We start from the raw sequence: 18751 nt of genomic DNA, 5'->3' as shown, positions 1-18751 counted from the left end.
AACCGCGTGAAATAAAAACGGCTCCGGTGTCTGAACCGACACCGGAGCCGCTCATCCGACGCGCCGCATTCAACCGACCCGCGCTTCCCCCTGCCGCTCGGCTTCCCCCTCATCCGCCGCCGTGCGCGCGAGCACCGGCTTCAGCGCCTGCCCCGTATGGCTCGCGCTCACCTTCGCGAGCGCCTCCGGCGGCGCGGCCGCGACGATCGTGCCGCCGCCCACGCCACCTTCCGGCCCGAGATCGATGATCCAGTCGGCTTCCGCGATCACGTCGAGGTCATGCTCGATCACGACGACGCTATGCCCCGCGTCGACCAGCCGATGCAGCACGCGAATCAGCTTCGCGACGTCCGCCATGTGCAGGCCGACCGTCGGTTCGTCGAGCACGTACAGCGTGTGCGGCGCCTTCTGGCCGCGCCGCGTGATGTCGTCGCGCACCTTCGTCAGTTCGGTGACGAGCTTGATGCGCTGCGCCTCGCCGCCGGACAGCGTCGGCGACGGCTGGCCGAGCGTCAGGTAGCCGAGGCCGACATCCTTCATCAGCTGCAGCGGATGCGCGATGTTCGAGATCGGCGCGAAAAATTCCACCGCTTCGTCGATCTCCATCGTCAGCACGTCGCCGATGTTCCGGCCGCGCCACGTGACCGCGAGCGTCTCCGGGTTGAAGCGCTGCCCGTGGCACACGTCGCACGGCACCTTCACGTCCGGCAGGAAGCTCATGCCGATCGTGCGCACGCCTTGCCCTTCGCACGCGGGGCAGCGTCCGTCGCCGGTATTGAACGAGAAACGCGACGCCGTATAGCCGCGCGCACGCGCTTCCAGCGTATCCGCGAACAGCTTGCGGATCGTGTCCCATACGCCGATATAGGTGGCCGGGCACGAACGCGGCGTCTTGCCGATCGGCGTTTGATCGACTTCGAGCACGCGATCGATCTGTTCCCAGCCGCTCAACGACTCGCAGCCCTGCCACGCATGCGTGACGTTCAGCGACGGCCGCGGCGCGCTGCGCGCGAGCACGCTCGAACGGCGGTTGGCCGCCGGCGCGTCCTGCTGCGCGGCCTTGCGCGCGCGCCGCGTGGCCGGCGACGACAGCACCGAGCGGCCGACCGCGTCGAGCAGGTTCGTCATCAGCACGTCGCGCGCGAGCGTCGACTTGCCCGACCCGCTGACGCCCGTCACCGCGACGAGCCGCGCGAGCGGAATGCCGACCGTGACGTCGCGCAGGTTGTGCAGCCGTGCCCCATGCACGGTCAGCCAGGCTTCCGGCACCGCGGCACCGCCCTTCTTGCCCGGCACGCTCACGCCGCGGCGCGTTTGCAGCGGATGCGCCATCGGGTGCGCGAGCAGGCGCCCCGTCACCGAATCGGACTGCGCGGCGAGATCCGCGACCGCGCCTTGCGCGACCAGCGTGCCGCCGCGCTTGCCCGCGCCCGGGCCGACGTCGATGATGTGATCGGCACGGCGGATCGTGTCCTCGTCATGCTCGACGACGACGAGCGTATTGCCCTTGTCGCCCAGCTTGCGCAGCGCGTCCAGCAGGATCTGGTTGTCGCGCGGATGCAGGCCGATCGTCGGCTCGTCGAGCACGTAGCAGACGCCCTGCAGGTTGCTGCCGAGCTGTGCGGCGAGCCGGATGCGCTGCGCTTCGCCACCCGACAGGCTCGGCGCCGCACGGTCGAGGCTCAGGTAGCCGAGCCCGACTTCCTCGAGAAACGCGAGGCGGCTGCCGATCTCGCTGACGATGTCGCGCGCGATCTGCGCGTCGCGCCCGGTGAGTTCCAGCCCGTCGATCCAGCGCCGCGTATCCGACACCGTCCACTGCGCGACCTCGACGATCGGATGCGCGTCGAACGTGACCGCGCGCGCGGACGGATTCAGCCGCGTACCGCCGCAATCCGGGCACGGCTCGTTGCCGACGCCATCCGGTTCCTGCTCGTCCGACGGCAGCGTCTGCTCTCGGCCGCGGCCGTCCTCGGCAAGCACCGTGTCGTCATACGCCGCGCGCTGTTCGCGCGTGAGCGTGACGCCGGTGCCGACGCAGGTCGTGCACCAGCCGTGCTTGCTGTTGTACGAGAACATCCGCGGGTCCAGCTCCGGGTAGCTCGTGCCGCACACCGGGCACGCACGCTTGACCGACAGCACCTTGACCGCGCCGACCCGCGCGGTCGAACGATCGTTCTGCATCGCATCGTGCAGCCCGTCGAGCGGCGCGAGCAGATGCATCACGCCCTTGCCGAGTTCGAGCGTCTCGTCGAGCACGCGCCGCAGCTCGGCCTCGTTGTCCGGCGATACGACGATATCGGCGACCGGCAACTCTATCGTGTGCTCGCGGAAGCGGTCGAGCTTCGGCCACGGATCGACCGTGACGAACTCGCCGTCGACGCGCAGATGCGTGCTGCCGCGCGCCTTCGCCCACTTCGCGAGATCGGTATACACGCCCTTGCGGTTGACGACGAGCGGCGCGAGCAGCCCGACGTGCTCGCCGCGATGATCGCGCAGCAACTGCGCGGCGATCGATTCGACGGATTGCGACGTGACCGGCGTGCCGTCGTGGATGCAATGCTGCAGGCCGAGCTTCACATATAGCAGCCGCAGGAAATGCCAGACTTCGGACGTCGTCGCGACGGTGCTCTTGCGGCCGCCGCGCGACAGCCGCTGCTCGATCGCGACGGTCGGCGGAATGCCGTACACAGCGTCGACTTCGGGGCGGCCGGCCGGCTGCACGATCGAGCGCGCATACGCATTCAGCGATTCGAGGTAGCGGCGCTGGCCTTCGTGGAACAGGATGTCGAACGCGAGCGTCGACTTGCCGGAACCCGACACGCCGGTGATCACGTTGAACTTGCCGTGCGGGATATCGACGTCGAGCGACTTCAGGTTGTGCTCGCGCGCGTTGACGATCCGCACGACATCCTCGCCTTCGATCGCGCGCCGTTCGCGCGCGGCGTTCAGCACGGCCTGCAGCGGCACGCCTTCGTCGCCGAGCAGTGCTTCGGCATCCATTGCACGATCGTACTGCAGCAGCGCCACGCCCGTATGCGACTCGGCGCAGGCCTTCACGTCGTCGGGCGTGCCCGCGCACAGCACGAGGCCGCCGCCGTCGCCGCCTTCCGGGCCGAGATCGATCAGCCAGTCGGCCGCGCGGATCACGTCGAGGTTGTGCTCGATCACGATCAGCGAATGGCCGGCTGCAAGCAGCTTGCCGAACGCCTGCATCAGCTTCGCGATGTCGTCGAAGTGCAGCCCGGTGGTCGGCTCGTCGAACATGAACAGCCGCGCACGCGCGACGCGCGCCTCTTCCGTGACGACCCGGCGGCCGTTGACCGCCGCCGCGGATTCGGCGAGGAAACCGGCCAGCTTCAGGCGCTGCGCTTCGCCGCCCGACAGCGTCGGCACCGGCTGGCCGAGCTTCACGTATTCGAGCCCGACGTCGACGATCGGCTGCAGCACGCGCAGCACCTCGGCGTCGGTCGCGAAGAACGCGACCGCTTCGCTGACGGTCAGGTCGAGCACGTCGGCGATGTTCAGCGCGCGGCCGCCGCGCTCGATGCGCACTTCGAGAATCTCGGCGCGGTAGCGGCTGCCGTCGCAGTCCGGGCAACGCAGGTAGACGTCGCTCAGGAACTGCATCTCGATGTGCTCGAAGCCCGAGCCGCCGCAGGTCGGGCAACGGCCGTCGCCCGAGTTGAAGCTGAACGTGCCGGCGCCGTAGCCGCGTTGCAGCGCGAGCGGCGCCTTCGCGAACAGCTTGCGGATCTCGTCGAACGCGCCGACATAACTCGCCGGGTTCGAGCGCGTGGTCTTGCCGATCGGCGACTGGTCGACGAACACGACGTCGCCCACCTGGTCGGCGCCCGTCAGGCTGCGATATGCGCCCGGCGACTCGGTCGCCTTGCCGTGGTGCCGCGCCATCGCCGGATAGAGCACGTCCTGCAGCAGCGTGGATTTGCCGGAACCCGACACGCCGGTCACGCAGACGAGCCGCTGCAGCGGAATCTCGACCGTCACGTCGCGCAGGTTGTGTTCGCTCGCGCCGTCGAGCACGATCCGCGGCGTATGCGCGTCGACCGGCCGGCGCGCCCAGTTCGACGCGTGCGCGACATGCTTGCGGCCGCCGAGATATTCGCCCGTCAGCGTGTTCGCCGAACGGATGTCGCCCGGCGTGCCGTCGTAGACAATCGTGCCCCCGCGCTCGCCCGGGCCGGGCCCCATGTCGATCAGCCGGTCGGCCGCGAGCATCACCGACGGATCGTGCTCGACGACGACCAGCGTATTGCCCGCGTCGCGCAGCCGCTGCATCGCCTCGACGATCCGCGTGAGATCGCGCGGATGCAGCCCGATGCTCGGTTCGTCGAGCACGAACAGGGTTTTCGTGAGCGACGTGCCGAGCGCCGTCGTCAGGTTGATCCGCTGCACCTCGCCGCCCGACAGCGTGCGGCTCTGCCGGTCGAGCGTCAGGTAGCCGAGACCCACGTCGCACAGGTATTTCAGGCGCGTGCGCACTTCGGCGAACAGCAGCTTCAGCGCATCGTCGAGCAGCGCGCTCGGCAGGCTGACTTCGTCGAAGAACCGGCGGATGCGCTCGATCGGCAGCAGCATCAGGTCGTGCACGGTCAGGCCCGGCAGCGCTTCGAGCTGCGCGCGGCTCCAGTCGACGCCGCGCGGCATGAAGCGGCCGGCCGGCGCGAGCACGCCGTCGGCATTCTCTTTCGAGCCGAGCCGCCATTGCAGCGATTCCGTCTTCAGGCGCGCGCCGCCGCACACGTCGCACGGCGTGTAGCTGCGGTATTTCGACAGCAGCACGCGGATATGCATCTTGTACGCCTTCGATTCGAGGTAGCCGAAGAAGCGCTTCACGCCGTACCACTGGCTCTGCCACTTGCCGTTCCAGTCCGGCGAGCCGTTGACGACCCAGTCGCGCTCGGCGTCCGTCAGCTCGGCCCACGGCACATCGCGCCGGATGTCGGCCTTCGCCGCGTAGCGCATCAGGTCGTCCTGGCACTCCTTCCACGCGGGCGTCTGCATCGGCTTGATCGCGCCGCCGCGCAGCGTCTTGCGCGCGTCGGGAATCACGAGGCCGAGATCGACGCCGATCACGCGGCCGAAGCCGCGGCAGGTTTCGCACGCGCCGTAGGCCGAGTTGAACGAGAACAGCGCCGCCTGCGGCTCCGCGTAGCGCAGGTCGCTGTCGGGATCATGGAGCCCGGTGGAGAAGCGCCACACCTGCGGCTCCGCGGGCGTGCCGACCGCGTTTTCCGGCTCGGCCGCGAGCACGTAGACGTTCACGCGCCCGCCGCCGCGCTTCAGCGACGCCTCGATCGCCTCGACGACGCGCACCTTGTCGGCCTGCTGCACGCGGAACCGGTCGGCCACCACGTCGAGCACCTTGCGCGGCCCGGTGGGCGATGCGACTTCGCGCTGCGCCTGCACGCGCGTATAGCCGCTCGCGGACAGCCATTGCGTGACTTCTTCATCGGATGCCGAGTCCGGCAACTCGACCGGAAACGTGACGACGACGCGCGGGTCGTCCGCCTGCGTGCGCACGACAAGCTCCGCGTAGATCGTCTCGGGCGTGTCGTGCCGCACCTGCCGCGCGGTCTTGCGGTCGAACAGCTCGGCCGCACGCGCGTACAGCAGCTTCAGGTGGTCGTTCAGCTCGGTCATCGTTCCGACGGTCGAGCGCGAGCTGCGCACCGGGTTGGTCTGGTCGATCGCGATCGCGGGCGGCACGCCGTCGACGCGGTCGACCTGCGGGCGGTCCATCCGGTCGAGAAACTGCCGCGCATACGCGCTGAAGGTTTCGACGTAGCGCCGCTGGCCTTCCGCGTACAGCGTATCGAACACGAGACTCGACTTGCCGGAGCCCGACGGGCCGGTGACGACCGTCATTTCGCCGGTGCGCAGGTCGAGATCGAGATTCTTGAGGTTGTGCTGACGTGCTCCGCGAATGCGGATCAGATTGCTGGATGACAATTTGCCTGCCCGTCGAATGAGTTAGCCAGGGTTCACGGTGCCGGAACGCTGCGGCGAATGCCCGCAGGCGCGGCGCGCGAGCCGCCCGGATCATGCCCGGGCGGCTCGAGTTCGACGGATACTATACTGTATATTCATACAGTTTTCCATGACGGGATCGCGATCCCGCCACCGGGCAGGCCGGCAAAGCAGCGGCGGCACGCGCGCCGCCGGTTGCGACGCTCGCGCGTGCCGATGCTGTGTCGCCGCGGCTACTTCTGCAGCAGGATTTCCACGCGCCGGTTGCGCGCGCGCCCTTCCGCCGTATCGTTCGACGCGGCCGGATCGGCGTCGCCGCGCCCCGTCGCCGCGAACGAATCCGCCTTCAGCCCATGCTCGCGCAAATAGGCCGCGACCGCCTCCGCACGCCGCCGCGACAGCGACAGATTGTGCGCATCCGAGCCGGTCGAGTCGGTATAGCCCGTCACGTCCACGCGCGAGTAATGCTTGTCGCCCTGACGATTCAGCAACGCGTCGAGCGCGGACTGCGCGGTGGGCGTCAGCGCGGCGGAGTCGGTCGCAAAGTACGCATCGCCCGTCAGGCTGACTTTCTCGGCGGCCGCCGGTGCGGCCGGCGCGGCTGCCGGGGCCGGCGCTGCCGGCGCGCCGCACTGGAACACGAGCGAGCGCGGGTCCGCGCCGTCGCGGAACGGCGCCGCGGAATCGACCGTGCGCACGGCATCGCTGCCGCACATGCGCGTCGCGACTTTCATGCAGGTCTTCTCGCTCGACAGGATGCCGTGGCAGTCCACGCGGAAGGTTCGAATGCCGTCGCGCGGCTGCAGTTCGTACGCGTTGAACGTCGGCCCCGATGCGCTCGAACACGCAGCCAGGGAAACGACGGACGCCAGCAATGCAAGATGGTGTTTTTTCACTTGATGACTCCGAAAATGCGATGGGCGCAGCGAATGCGGTGCGCGCGGCACAGCCGCATTCGCGTGCGTTCCGTGTGGTTCGCGCTCGCTCACTTCCACTGATACAACATACCGGCGCCGACGACGCGCTGACTGCCGGCGAAACCGCCGTTCAACGTCGCCTTCAGGTTCTCCGTGATGCGCGCCTGCACGCCGACCGCCATGGCCTTCTGACCGAGGAACGTCGAAGTACCGACCCCCATCGCGAAATTGGAGTCGCGATCCATGTGCGGAATCGACGCGATCGCGGCGGTTGCGGCAATCCCTTGGCGCGCCATCGAGTCGGTCTGCTGGATCTGCTGCTGCATCTGCGTGAGCTGGTTGTTGACCGTGTTCAGCGACTGCGTGAACTGGTTCGATACGGCATTCAGCTGATTGACGTTCACCGCGTCGGTGCCCTGCGTGCCCGCCGCGACGTTGGCGACCTGCCGCGGCGCATCCGCCGAGCCGACCGCGACCACGTTCGACCGGCCGCCGTCGTTGCTGCCGGCGCCGATCGCGGTCGAGTTGTTGCCCGACGACACCGCGCCGACGCCGATCGCGGTCGAGCCGCTGCCGGACGCCGTCGAACTGTTGCCGACCGCCGTGCTGTTCGAGCCCGATGCCACCGCGCCCGAGCCGCCCGCCGACGAATTCGAGCCGGCCGGCAGCGGCGCGGTCTTCGTGCCGGTCGGATTCGTCGAATACGAGCCGTTCGCGGTGCGCTGGTCGATCAGCGTCGTCAGCTGGTTGGCGACCGCATCGAGCTGCGACACGTTCACCGCATCGGTGCCGTTCTTGCCGGCCGCGAGGCTGGTGATCTGCCGGTTGCCGACGTTCACTTCGCCGGCCGACGATTGCGGGCTGCTCAGGCCGTACGCGATGTAGTTCGTCAGCGCGCCGACCGTCGTCAGCGAACCGGCGCCGAGCGCGACGCTGTTCGCGAACGTCGACGTCGCGCCGGCCCCGAGCGCGAGCGCATCGGTCGCCGAGCTGCGCGCGCCCGAGCCGAGCGCGACGCTGCCCACGCTGACCGCGACCGCATTGGCGCCCTGCGCGACGGACTGCGCGCCGGTTGCCGTCGCGCCGCTGCCGAGCGCGATCGCGTCGGCTTGCGCGGAATGCGCGGCCTGCCCGATTGCAACGCCGCCGGGAGCGGTCTGGTCGACGATCGCGCCGTTGCCGATGCCCACGCCGTTATCGCCGTTCACCACCGTCGTCGGCCCCACCGCGACCGATTCCGCGCCGACCGCGAGCGAATCCGCCGCAGTCGAATTCGCGTGGAAGTACTTCTGGGGCGTGACCGCGAACGACTGCAACGCGCCGGTCAGCTGCCGCAGCGTCACCGCGTCGTGCTGCCCCGTGCCGTCCGCGACGTTGGTGATCTGGCGATAGGAATTGCCCGCCGCACTGCCGACGGATACCGCGCCGAGCAGCGTCGCGTCGGTCGTATCGAACGGAATCGACGCGCTGCCGTTGCGCATGATCCCGGATGACTGCACGATCGGACGATCGGACACCGAACCCGAGCCGAGCGCGATGCCGCCGTCCACCTGCGAGATCGCCTTCGGCCCGATCGCCACGCTGTCGAGGCCCAGCGCCTGACTGTCCGGCGCGGTCGAGTTCGCGTGGAAGTACTTGATGCCGTTCGCGTTGATGTTGTCGATCGCCGAGCCGACGTTGTTGTTGATCGTCGTCGAGCCGTCGCGGTTGTACGTCACGTACGACGGCGCCGAGATCGTGCCGGTCGTCGGATCGTAGGTCGAACCGCCGCCGATCGCGCCGGCCGTGCTGTTGCCAAGGTTGTTGTTGTTCGACGCGATCGAGCTGAGACCCGTGGACAACGAGCTGATGCCCGTCGACGTGGCCGTCGACAGCGACGTCAGGTTGCTGTTGGTGCTGGACAGGCCGGTCGACAGCGAGCTGATGCCCGTCGACGTCGATGTGGACAGCGACGTGATCGTGCTGTTGGTCGAGCTCAGGCCGGTCGACAGCGAACCGATGCCCGTCGATGTCGACGTCGACAACGACGTGATCGTGCTGTTGGTCGAGCTCAGGCCGGTCGACAGCGAACCGATGCCCGTCGACGTCGACGTCGACAGCGACGTGATCGCGCTGTTCGTCGAACTCAGGCCGGTGGACAGCGAGCTGATCCCCGTCGAAGTCGACGTCGACAGCGACGTGATCGCGCTGTTGGCCGACGACAAGCCGGTAGACGTGGACGTCGACAACGACGTGACCGTGCTGTTCGTCGAGCTCAGGCCGGTCGACAGCGAGCCGATGCCCGTCGATGTCGACGTCGACAACGACGTGATGCTCGACAACGTCGACGTCGACAGCGACGTCACCGCCTGGTTCGTCGCATCGAGCTGCGAGCCGTTGATCGCGTCCGTGCTGGTCGAGCTGATCCGCCCCGCGGCGACGTTGGTGATCTGGCGCTCGCGACCCGGCGCGCCGACGCTGACGACGCTGGTCGGATTGACGCCGTTGAACGTGTACGTGACGCCGCCGATGGTGCCGGTCGCGGTCGGGTTCGGCGCGGCCGTCACCGAGCCGGAGCCGAGCGCGACGTCGTTCGCGTTGTTCGCCACCGCCGACGCGCCGAACGCCACCGCGCCCGCTGCCGCCGCGGTCGACGTATTGCCGAGCGCGACCGAGCCGATGCCCTGCGCGTTGTTCGTGTTGCCGATCGCCACCGCACCGTCGCCGTTCGCGGTGTTGTTCGAACCGGCCGTCACCGCGCCGGTGCCGATCGCGGTGCTCGGATCGCCGATTGCCACCGCGCCGTTGCCGCTGACGGTCTGGCCAAACCCGAGCGCCACCGCACCGATGCCGCCCAGCACCTTCGAGCTGTTACCGCCGGCGATCGACCCGGCGCCTGCCGTGGCGGCCACCGAGTTGCTGTCGCCGATCGCCACGGTGGACCCGGCCGCCGCGACACTGTTGATGCCGATCGCCGTCGCATTCACGGCCGACGCCGTCGCCCCGGGGCCCAGCGCCGATGCCGATATGCCGGTTGCGAGCGCGAGATTGCCCAGCGCCACGCCGAACTGCTGCGTCGCGCTCGACTGAACGCCCATCGCGACCGAACTGAGGCCCGACGCATTGGCGCTCAGGCCGAACGCAATCGCGTTGTCGGCGCCGGCCGTCGTTTTCGAGCCCATCGCGATCGAGCTGGTGCCGAGCGACTGCGTGCCCGAACCGGGCACGCCTGCAACGCCGCCCCAGCCGATCGCGATCGACGACCCGCCCTTCGCGCCGCTGTTGACGCCCATCGCCACGGCCGAATTTCCGGAAGCCAGCGCGCCGCTGCCCACCGCGACGCCGGCCGCGCCCGAACTCGTCGACTGGTTGCCGAGCGCGACCGAGCCCGTATTGGTTGCATTCGACGCATAGCCGAGCGAGACGCTTTGCGCCCCCACCGCGCTCGCCCCGAGACCGAGCGCGGCCGCATACTGGCCGGACGCCAGCGCATTGTTGCCGAGCCCGACCGCCGAGACGCCAGTCGCGGCCGCGCCGCTGCCGATCGCCACTGTACCGCTCTGGGTCGCGCTCGACAGATTGCCGACGGCAACCGAGTAAGCGCCGCTGCCGATCGCCTGCACGCCCAGCGCCGAGCTATTGACGCCGGTCGCCTGCGAGTTGATGCCGATAGCCGTCCCGCCGTCGCCCATCGCATGCGCGCCCGGCCCGATCGCGGTGGACGACACACCCGCGGCCGTCGACAGGTTGCCGTATGCGGTGGAATTCACCTGCGTGGCAAGCGACCCGTTACCGATCGAGATCGAACTGGGACCCCCGGTCGCGGAGCCGCCGCCCTGCGAATATTGCGCATGCGCACCGGCCTGGAACAGCCCGAGATACGCGGCCGCCATCATCACGACGAGTCGCCTGGGCGACAGCGCCGGCGGCGTAGCGATGCCCGCGGCGGAGCCCGCCTCCGCCGCATGCGCGCACGCGCTTCTCGACGACGCAACCCGCTTGCCGCGCGCACGATCGAGCTCCGACGCCGCGACCCACGCGCCCAGTGCTTCGTTCCAGATCGACTTGAACGACTTGTTCATCTTGTTTTCCCTCGGTTCACATGTGCTGGATGACGCAACAGCGAACGCGGCCGGGCGAAGACTGTCTCCGTCTCCGTTTTCACCCGTCTCGCGACGCTCCGCAACCTACTTCGGACTTCTAACTTGACTGCCGGACGGCTCTGCACGACACACGCGACGCACGTCGCGATCACGCGACCGTCCGCCGCCCGTGTCCGTACGACACGACGCACGACGACGATCGTGGTTTATCGAATCATCGAAACCGGGCTCCCGGATCAGGCGGCACGCGGCGCGCCGCACCGCGAAAGAACGCGTGCGCACGCCGTCGCGCCGAACCGCGGGCGACCTCGGATTTCATGAGAAAGCGTCGTTCAGACGCCGGATGGACGGATGCCGCGCCGAACCGCCGCGCGGTCCCGCTATGTCATTCGGGGGGAGGATGGCGTCGCATGGCCCCCGGAGCCGATGCATGCGCCGCCGGCCCGCGGCCGCTGACCGCCGACAACGGCTCGGGCGAACCGGTGCCTTGATCTGCCATGCTTTTGATGTTCATGTTTTTTCGCGCCCGCCTGATTCGAGAGTGCATCTCGCGCAACCGCCTCCCGAAGGATCGAACCGCCCGGCGATCGACGCGAACCCACTCACTCTTTCCATCCTGGCGCGCATCTTCGATTCCGGATTTCCGGAATGGAAGATGACCGCCGGATGACCCCTGCACTCAATTAATCTACTGACTTTGTTTGACGATTTTTTGTTGCCTGATGTGCCAAACTCGCATCTGCTTCATGATTCATCGGTAATTTTTCATATCGGTGCATTCGACGAACGATGAAGCTCGCATTACCTCGTGCCAACCTTCGCCGCATGACCGTCGTCCCGAAAAGTGGGACCGCCAGCATTCAATGTCACATTGAATGCCGCATTCTCGGAAAGACGGCAGCGACAGGAATTTTCGCGCGGGACCGGGTCATGCCAAAGAACCGATTCCAGCCGCGTCCTGCCTAGTGTGCCGAGCTTCTTTCGATCGAACCTTTTCCGGAGCGGACAAATTGTTTTCCGGAGCGGATGTTATTTACATTCATACAATTCCGCGCGACGAGCCGGATATATGTGAAAGTATTTTTAACGAATCATAAAAAAACCTTAATCGTTGAGACAGTGAATCGATGAACCCGATCCGCCGCCGTGCCGACCACCTTCTCGATATAACGAACGTCAATTCATCGTCCGGGCCAATTCGATTCATCGGCCATTCGATCGGAAATAAAATCCGGTATTTAATATCGAAATCGGAATTTTTTTCCATCCGATTTTCCGCCCCCGGTTGCGGCGATCGCGACAGACCGTCGTGTTGTCAAACATGCCCACACGCGCCGCACGGAATCCCCACCGCCTGTGTCTTTGTCGACATATAATTTTTTGCAACAATCGCGCACACAGATGCAGCGAGTCCGCCCCCGGCCTACCCCCTAAGCTTTAGCAACCATGTCATCCCGCTCGTCCAGTCCGGCGTCGCTCCGCGCCACGCCGGATCTCGCTGGCGCACACATTCTCGTCGTGGACGACCGCCCGAACGACCTGCGGCTCCTGACGGAAATCCTGCGCGCCGCGCGGTGCCGGATCAGCGTCGCATTCGACGGTCTGCAGGCGTATCACCGCGCGCAGGCCATCGCACCCGACCTGATCCTGATGGATGTGCGGATGCCGCGTATGGACGGCTTCGCCGCGTGCCGGCTGCTGGCGTCAACGCCATCGACGCAGAACATTCCCGTCATCATCCTGACCGCGGCGGGCGATCTCGAGGATCGGATCGCGGGGCTCGAAACCGGTGCGCTCGACTACATCGTGAAGCCGTTCGAACCTGCCGAGGTGATCGCCCGAATCCGCAATCACCTGAAACGCGCGCGTCGCAGCCAGCCGTTTGCGCACCTGCCCGAACTGCCCGATCATCCCGACGCCGCGCTGGTGCGTGCGGCGAGCGAAATCCTGCTGCGCGAACTGCGCAACCCGCCGGCGCTCGACGAACTCGCGCGGCAGGTCGGCACGCACGAGAAGCGCCTGTCCCGCGTGTTCCGCGATCACCTTGGCCAGACCGTGTTCGAATATCTGCGCGATACGCGACTGCGCGCGGCGAAGCACTTTCTCGCGGAGACGTCGATGGGAATCGGCGACATCGCCGAGGAAATCGGCTTTTCGACGCCGGGCAATTTCGCCACGGCGTTTCGCGAGCGCTTCGGCATCACGCCGTCCGACTGGCGGCGCCAGCGCCCGATGGTCGACGCACCGCCCCCGTCGCATGAACACCCGCGCGATGCATAGGCACCGCGCGTCGGGCTGGCTCGCCGTCCTGCCGCTCCTGCTGGTGCTGGTGGCCGCGTGCGCGGCGCCCCGCGCCGACGCGACGGAGCCATCCGGACGCTCCGCGCGCGTGGAAGCGGTATCGATCGTCGAGGATCCGGGCGCGGCGATGTCCGTCGGCGAGGTGGCCGCGCGGCTTGAAGGTTCGCCACGCGGCGCGCCTGCGGCAGCGGCAGCGGCAGCGGAACCGTCTTTCAACATCGAGTTTTCCCGCTCGGCGTGGTGGGTGAGCGCGACGCTGGCCAATCGCGACAGCGTCGAGCGCGCGCTGGTGCTCGCGATTCGCGACGCACGCGTCGACCGGGCAGACTTTTATGTCGAACGCGGCGGCGCGTGGACGCTCGCCGCCCGATTCCCGGCGGATAACGGCGACGCGAACCGTGCGGCTTCCCGATATCCGGTGCTCGACATGACGCTGCGCGCGGGCGAACGGCTGCCCGTGCTGATCCGCGTCACGTCGCGCAAGGAAATGCGGCTCGCGCCGGCCGCGTTCACCCGCGACGCGTGGAACGCGCAGGAACTTCGCGCCGCGATGTGGAACTTCGGCTTCTTCGGCGGGCTGCTCGCACTCGTGTGGTGCGCGCTGCTGATCGGTTTCTTTTCGCGCAGCGGCAAGTTCGTCGTGCTGGCGGTGCTGGCCCTGAGCACGACGCTGTTCGAAGCGACGTACCGCGGCTATACCGCAATGTATCTGTGGCCCGGCGCCTACGCGTGGTCCGCGCGCGGCGAGATGATCTTCGCGTATCTGTCGGTGGCCTGCTTCATCGCCTTCATCCTGATGGTGGCGCACCGCGAAAAGGCCGGCATGCCGATGCGTGCGATCTACGTTGCGTTCCTCGCGCTCGAATGCATCGGCATGGCCGGCGCGGCGTTCGGCGACCTGCTGACGTTCGCGTGGTTCTGCCTGCGGCTGAACACGGCGATGGGGATCGTGAACATCAGCGTCGCGCTGATGCTCGCGATCCGCCGCACGCCGACGAGCCGCGTGATGCTGATCGCCGTCACGTTCGCCACCTTCAACATCCTGCTCCGGATGCTCGACGGCATGAACGCGATGCCGGCCTGGCTGTTCTGGCTGAAATCCGACCTCTATCCGAACCCCGTCATCGCGATCATCGGGCTCGCCACGCATCTACTGGTGCTGGCCGCATGGATCGACCACGTGGGCCGCCAGCGCACCGACGCGCGCAAGCGGCTCGAGCACTGGCAGCTCACCGAACAGGATCGGCTGCGCGACGAAGTGGCGAGACGCACCGTCGCGCTCAACGACGCGCTGCAGCAGGCGAAGACGCACATGCAGCAGAAGATCGAGACGCTCGGCTATGTCAGCCACGATTTGCGCGCACCGCTGTCCACGATCAACGGCTACGCAAAGCTGCTGCTGCAAAGCGCGACGCGCAGCCAGGCGCGGCTGATCCGGTCGATCGACCGCAGCATCCGCTACCAGCTCGCGCTGATCGACGAATTGCTCGCGTTCACCAAAGCCGAGCTTCAGCCGCTCGGCATTTCGCCCGACGTGACCGACCTGCCCGGCCTGCTGAACGATATCGGCGACTATGCGGTCGCGCTGTGTTCGCAGCAGGGCAACCGGTTCGACTATCGGCCGCTGACGCCGTTGCCGCGCAAGCTGTCGATCGACGGCATCCGGCTGCAGCAGGTGCTGCTCAACCTGCTGTCCAACGCATCGAAGTTCACGCGCGACGGCACGGTAACACTGTCGGTTCGTGCATCGCGGGAAGGCGATGCATGGCGCCTCGTGTTCGAGGTCGCCGATACGGGCATCGGGATCGACATCGCCGGAACAGCCGACATCTTCCGTGCGTACCAGCAGGTGCAGGCCGTCAACGGAGGAACGGGGCTCGGCCTGTTCATCGCGCAGCGTATCGTCGCCGCGATGGGTGGCGAACTGGCCGTCTCCAGCCGGCCGGGCGTCGGCACGTCGTTCTCGTTCCCGGTCGTCGCGCCGGCCGTCGGGCACGCGCTCGTGCCGGCGTCGTGGCTCGTCCGGCGGTTTCAGCCGGCGGGCGACGCCGAACCGGAGCTCGCCGCACCCGTACCGCACGGCCCGTCCGACGATGCGCTCGACGAACTGATCCAGCTCGCCGGCGAGGGCCGGCTCACCGATATCGAGGAATGGCTCGGCCGGTTTGCGGACGAGCCGGCCCATGCAGCCTTCGCGCAGGCGACGCGCGAGCACCTCGACGCCCTCGATCTGCACGCGATCGAGAAGCTCGCCGGCTCGCTGAAACGCGCGCGTATCGCGGATGCGTCATTCGACGTCGAGGCGGATACGGCCGGGCCGACGCGATAGCGGGGCAACGCCCGCTGCCGATCCAGCGAGCACGTCGTTCAACCGCCGTTCAACGCCGCTGACAATCGGCCCGCTCGACGAGCCGGGCGACGCAAATGATCCCGGTCAGCCCGGATTCGCCGGAAGCCGCGCGCGAACGGCCGCACGCCGGCTTCCATCAGCGTCTGTGCACAGCGCACGCGGCCGGCCCGGCGCGCGCCTTTTCATCGTTCAGTGCAGGATGTCCTGCAGCCGGTAATACGCGCCGACGAACGGCAGGAACCACGCGTGCCCGAAATGGCCCGGTATTGCCGGCCAGTCGAGCTCGCGCCACGGATTCGACGCGGCCGCGCCATACATCACGTCGGCCATCACGCGGCCCATGTGCACCGACATCTGCACGCCGTGGCCGCTGTAGCCCATCGAGTAATAGACGCCGTCGTGCTGGCCGGCACGCGGCAGGCGGTCGGCGGTGATGTCGACGAGCCCGCCCCAGCAATAGTCGAGCCGCACGTTCGCGAGCGCCGGGAAATACTCGGCCATCCCGGCGCGCAGGATGTCGCCGCTTTTCGCGTCGGAGCGCGGGCTCGACATCGCGAAGCGCGCGCGGCCGCCGAACAGCAGCCGGTTGTCGGGCGTCACGCGGAAGTAATTGCCGATCTGGCGCGACGTCACGTAGGCGCGGCGGTGCGGCAGCAGCCGGTTCAGTTGTTCGTCGGGAAGCGGCTCGGTCACCACGATGAAACTGCCGACCGGCGCGATGCGCCGCCGGAACCACGCGAACGGCCCGTGCTGCGATGCGCCGGTCGCGACCAGCACGCGATCGGCCACGATCGTGCCGCGCGTGCTGGTGATCGCGTGGCGCTCGCCATCGAGCCGCTCGAGTTGCGTGACGGCCGCATGCTCGTAGATGCGCGCGCCGGCCCGCGCCGCGGCTTGCGCGAGCCCGACGCCGAACTTGCCCATGTGCATCTGTGCGCCGTTGCGCTGCAGCAGGCCGCCGTAAAAGCCGTCGGAACCGACCTCGTCGCGAATTCGCGCCGGGTCGATCAGTTCGATGTCCGGATCGACGTCGCGCCGCAATGCGTCGAAGGTCTTCGCGAGCCCCGCGAAATGCTGCGGCTTCGCGGCAAGCTTCAGCTTGCCGGCGCGCCGGAAATCGCAGTCGATCGCGTGTTCGGCGACGATCGTTTCTACGGTTCGCACCGCGCTCTCGTAGGCGCGATAGAACTGCTTCGCCTGCGCGGCGCCGATTCGCCCGGCGAGCGACGCGTAGTCCTGAGCGACGCCGGTATTGCATTGGCCGCCGTTGCGGCCGGATGCCTCGGCCGCAACCTGTGCGGCTTCGAGCACCACGACCGACACGCCGCGCTGCGCGAGCGCCAGCGCCGCCGACAACCCGGTAAAACCACCGCCGATCACGACCACGTCGGCACGCCCTTCGACGGGCCCTTCGCTGCCGGCGCGAAAGTCGGGGCGGGTATCCAGCCAGTACGATTCGAATTTCATCGGGTCCTTCGTGAGCATTCGGGCGCCGCGAATGACGTGCATGCGGAGCGCCGGCCCGCCTGTCGCCGCAGGTTCGTGATCGGGCGATGGCCGCCCGATGAATACCATTTAAGCATCGCCAAAAAGCGCAGTTGCCGCGTATTGGCGCATGGCGCGCGCATCATCCGCTGTTTTGCGCAGCCGCGGCAGCACAACATGCGCAAGCCGCGCGGCAGCCCGCGCACCGGCCGAATGCCGTCCGATCGCTTCATGGCAGGCGCCGGCACCGTGCGTCACGCCCCCACCGACATGTCGATCAGGACGCGCTTGAAGCGCGGGTCCGCGTTGCAAGCGTAGCGGCCGGGATCGCGATCGGCGGCCTGGCTGGACGTCGACCGCCGCCGCCGGGTGCGCGGCCGTGGCCTACAACATCGCCTGGCTGACGAGTCCGTATAGCCCGCATGCCGGATCGGGCGCTCCGCCGTGTGCCGCGGCGGGCGCGTTGCGAACCATCTTCGAGCAGGTGTCCACCCGCTTCAATCCCTGCATATCGAGCCAGTCCGGCAAGCTCGTTCCCGAAGGTACGTCGATGCGGACGAATTCGTTCTCCAAGCCGCTCAACCAATAGCCGATCAGCGCCCTCGCACGCGCGTCGCCGGTCGAACGCGGTGCGACCACCGGGCCGATCAGGTAGCCGCGGCCGAAACGGCGCAGCACCGAAAATCCGACGATTTCGCCGTCGCGCTCGAGCACGACGCTTTCCCCGCGCGTCAGCAATGCCGACAAAAGCGCATCGCGCTCGAGGCCGGAAGCGCGCGCGTCCAGTTCGACGAGGCGGCGCAAATCGGCAGGCGTCCCGGCCCGCAGCCGCTCGCCATCGGGCAGTGCGACCGCGGCAGGCCGGCTCACGTTCCCTTGATACTGGTCCAGCGATCCGCACACGTCGAAACCGAGCTTTTCGTAGAGCGGCTGGCCGGCCGGCGTCGCATGCAGGAACGTGATGCGCGGCCCCAGTTCCTCGAGGAGCGTCTCCATCAGCTCGCGGCCGATACCCCGGCCCTGGTGTGCGGACGACACGATGACGTGCCCGATGGACGCACGGTCCGCGCCGAACTTCCAGCACATCGCCGTACCGATGACCGCACCGCTCTCCTCGGCCGCGAACGCGATCGACGTGTCGGCGGAAAACTGCCAGTCTTCCAGCCTGAATGGCCAGCGAAGTGCCATGGAGAGCGCGTGGGCCGCGGGTATATCGGCCGCGGTGAACCTTCGATAGCGAAGCTCCGTCATCGAGCGAGAGTCGTTCATCACGTGTTCCTGTTTCATCAAGCGATCCTTCCAAAGGGCACCATTCCGCAACCGGGAGCGAACGCCGGCGCGACCCGGCCTCACCGGATGTTCGACGAGCCCGCATCGACGCCCGGGCGTTCGCGGCATACGCGTCGTACCGGCAAGTTCACGGAGTCGACTATAGGAAATAATGACTTCGTCATGCTTAACAACCAGAAAACCGGCTGTTAACGCGTCTTTAATGTTCAGCCCGCGCATTACCATTCGATGCGGCTCGGCTACCGACTTGTTCGGCATCGGGCATACGTCCCCGGCGAACGCCTGTCGTGACTGCTCCGCATGCGCGATACGGGCACCGCGCCCTGATCGCGCGA

Annotated in this window: 7 protein-coding genes; 2 read left to right on the top strand and 5 right to left on the bottom strand. The window is 67.7% G+C overall.

Annotated elements, in window-relative coordinates; all coding sequences use genetic code 11:
- Positions 1 to 69: 69 nt before the first annotated feature.
- The 3 genes from uvrA to FPJ27_RS00910 form a co-directional block, all read right to left on the bottom strand.
- Positions 70 to 5973 carry an excinuclease ABC subunit UvrA gene (gene uvrA, locus FPJ27_RS00920; protein WP_204421077.1) on the bottom strand — a complete coding sequence of 1968 codons (5904 nt, stop codon included), beginning with the start codon at positions 5971 to 5973 and terminating at the stop codon, positions 70 to 72.
- A gap of 251 nt (positions 5974 to 6224) precedes the next feature.
- Positions 6225 to 6887 (bottom strand): OmpA family protein, encoded by a 663-nt coding sequence (locus tag FPJ27_RS00915; RefSeq protein ID WP_204421076.1) that lies wholly within the window; start codon positions 6885 to 6887, stop codon positions 6225 to 6227.
- An 89-nt stretch (positions 6888 to 6976) separates the two neighbouring features.
- Positions 6977 to 10969 carry a YadA-like family protein gene (locus FPJ27_RS00910; RefSeq protein WP_204421075.1) on the bottom strand — a complete coding sequence of 1331 codons (3993 nt, stop codon included), beginning with the start codon at positions 10967 to 10969 and terminating at the stop codon, positions 6977 to 6979.
- Between the two features lie 1467 nt (positions 10970 to 12436).
- Between FPJ27_RS00910 and FPJ27_RS00905 the strand changes: the two genes are divergently transcribed.
- A complete protein-coding gene (locus tag FPJ27_RS00905) occupies positions 12437 to 13270 on the top strand; it encodes a response regulator (RefSeq protein ID WP_072440622.1) in 834 nt (277 codons plus the stop codon).
- On the top strand, positions 13263 to 15620 hold the full coding sequence (locus FPJ27_RS00900) for a hybrid sensor histidine kinase/response regulator (RefSeq protein ID WP_204421074.1): 2358 nt from the start codon (positions 13263 to 13265) through the stop codon (positions 15618 to 15620). The genes FPJ27_RS00905 and FPJ27_RS00900 overlap by 8 nt, the downstream gene beginning before the upstream one ends.
- 210 nt (positions 15621 to 15830) lie before the next feature.
- On the opposite strand, the gene FPJ27_RS00895 is transcribed toward FPJ27_RS00900, so the two are convergent.
- Positions 15831 to 17108, bottom strand: coding sequence for an FAD-binding oxidoreductase (locus FPJ27_RS00895; protein WP_072440667.1), 1278 nt, complete (start codon positions 17106 to 17108; stop codon positions 15831 to 15833).
- A gap of 402 nt (positions 17109 to 17510) precedes the next feature.
- Positions 17511 to 18413: a GNAT family N-acetyltransferase gene (locus tag FPJ27_RS00890; protein ID WP_204421073.1), complete on the bottom strand. Its 903-nt coding sequence runs from the start codon at positions 18411 to 18413 to the stop codon at positions 17511 to 17513.
- Positions 18414 to 18751: the final 338 nt, after the last annotated feature.

Origin of the sequence: Burkholderia sp. MS455, assembly GCF_016899445.1 — a bacterium.
Lineage (GTDB): Bacteria > Pseudomonadota > Gammaproteobacteria > Burkholderiales > Burkholderiaceae > Burkholderia > Burkholderia pyrrocinia_C.
Note: the sequence above shows the minus strand (reverse complement) of the source record. Positions and strands in the feature narration are given on the sequence as shown.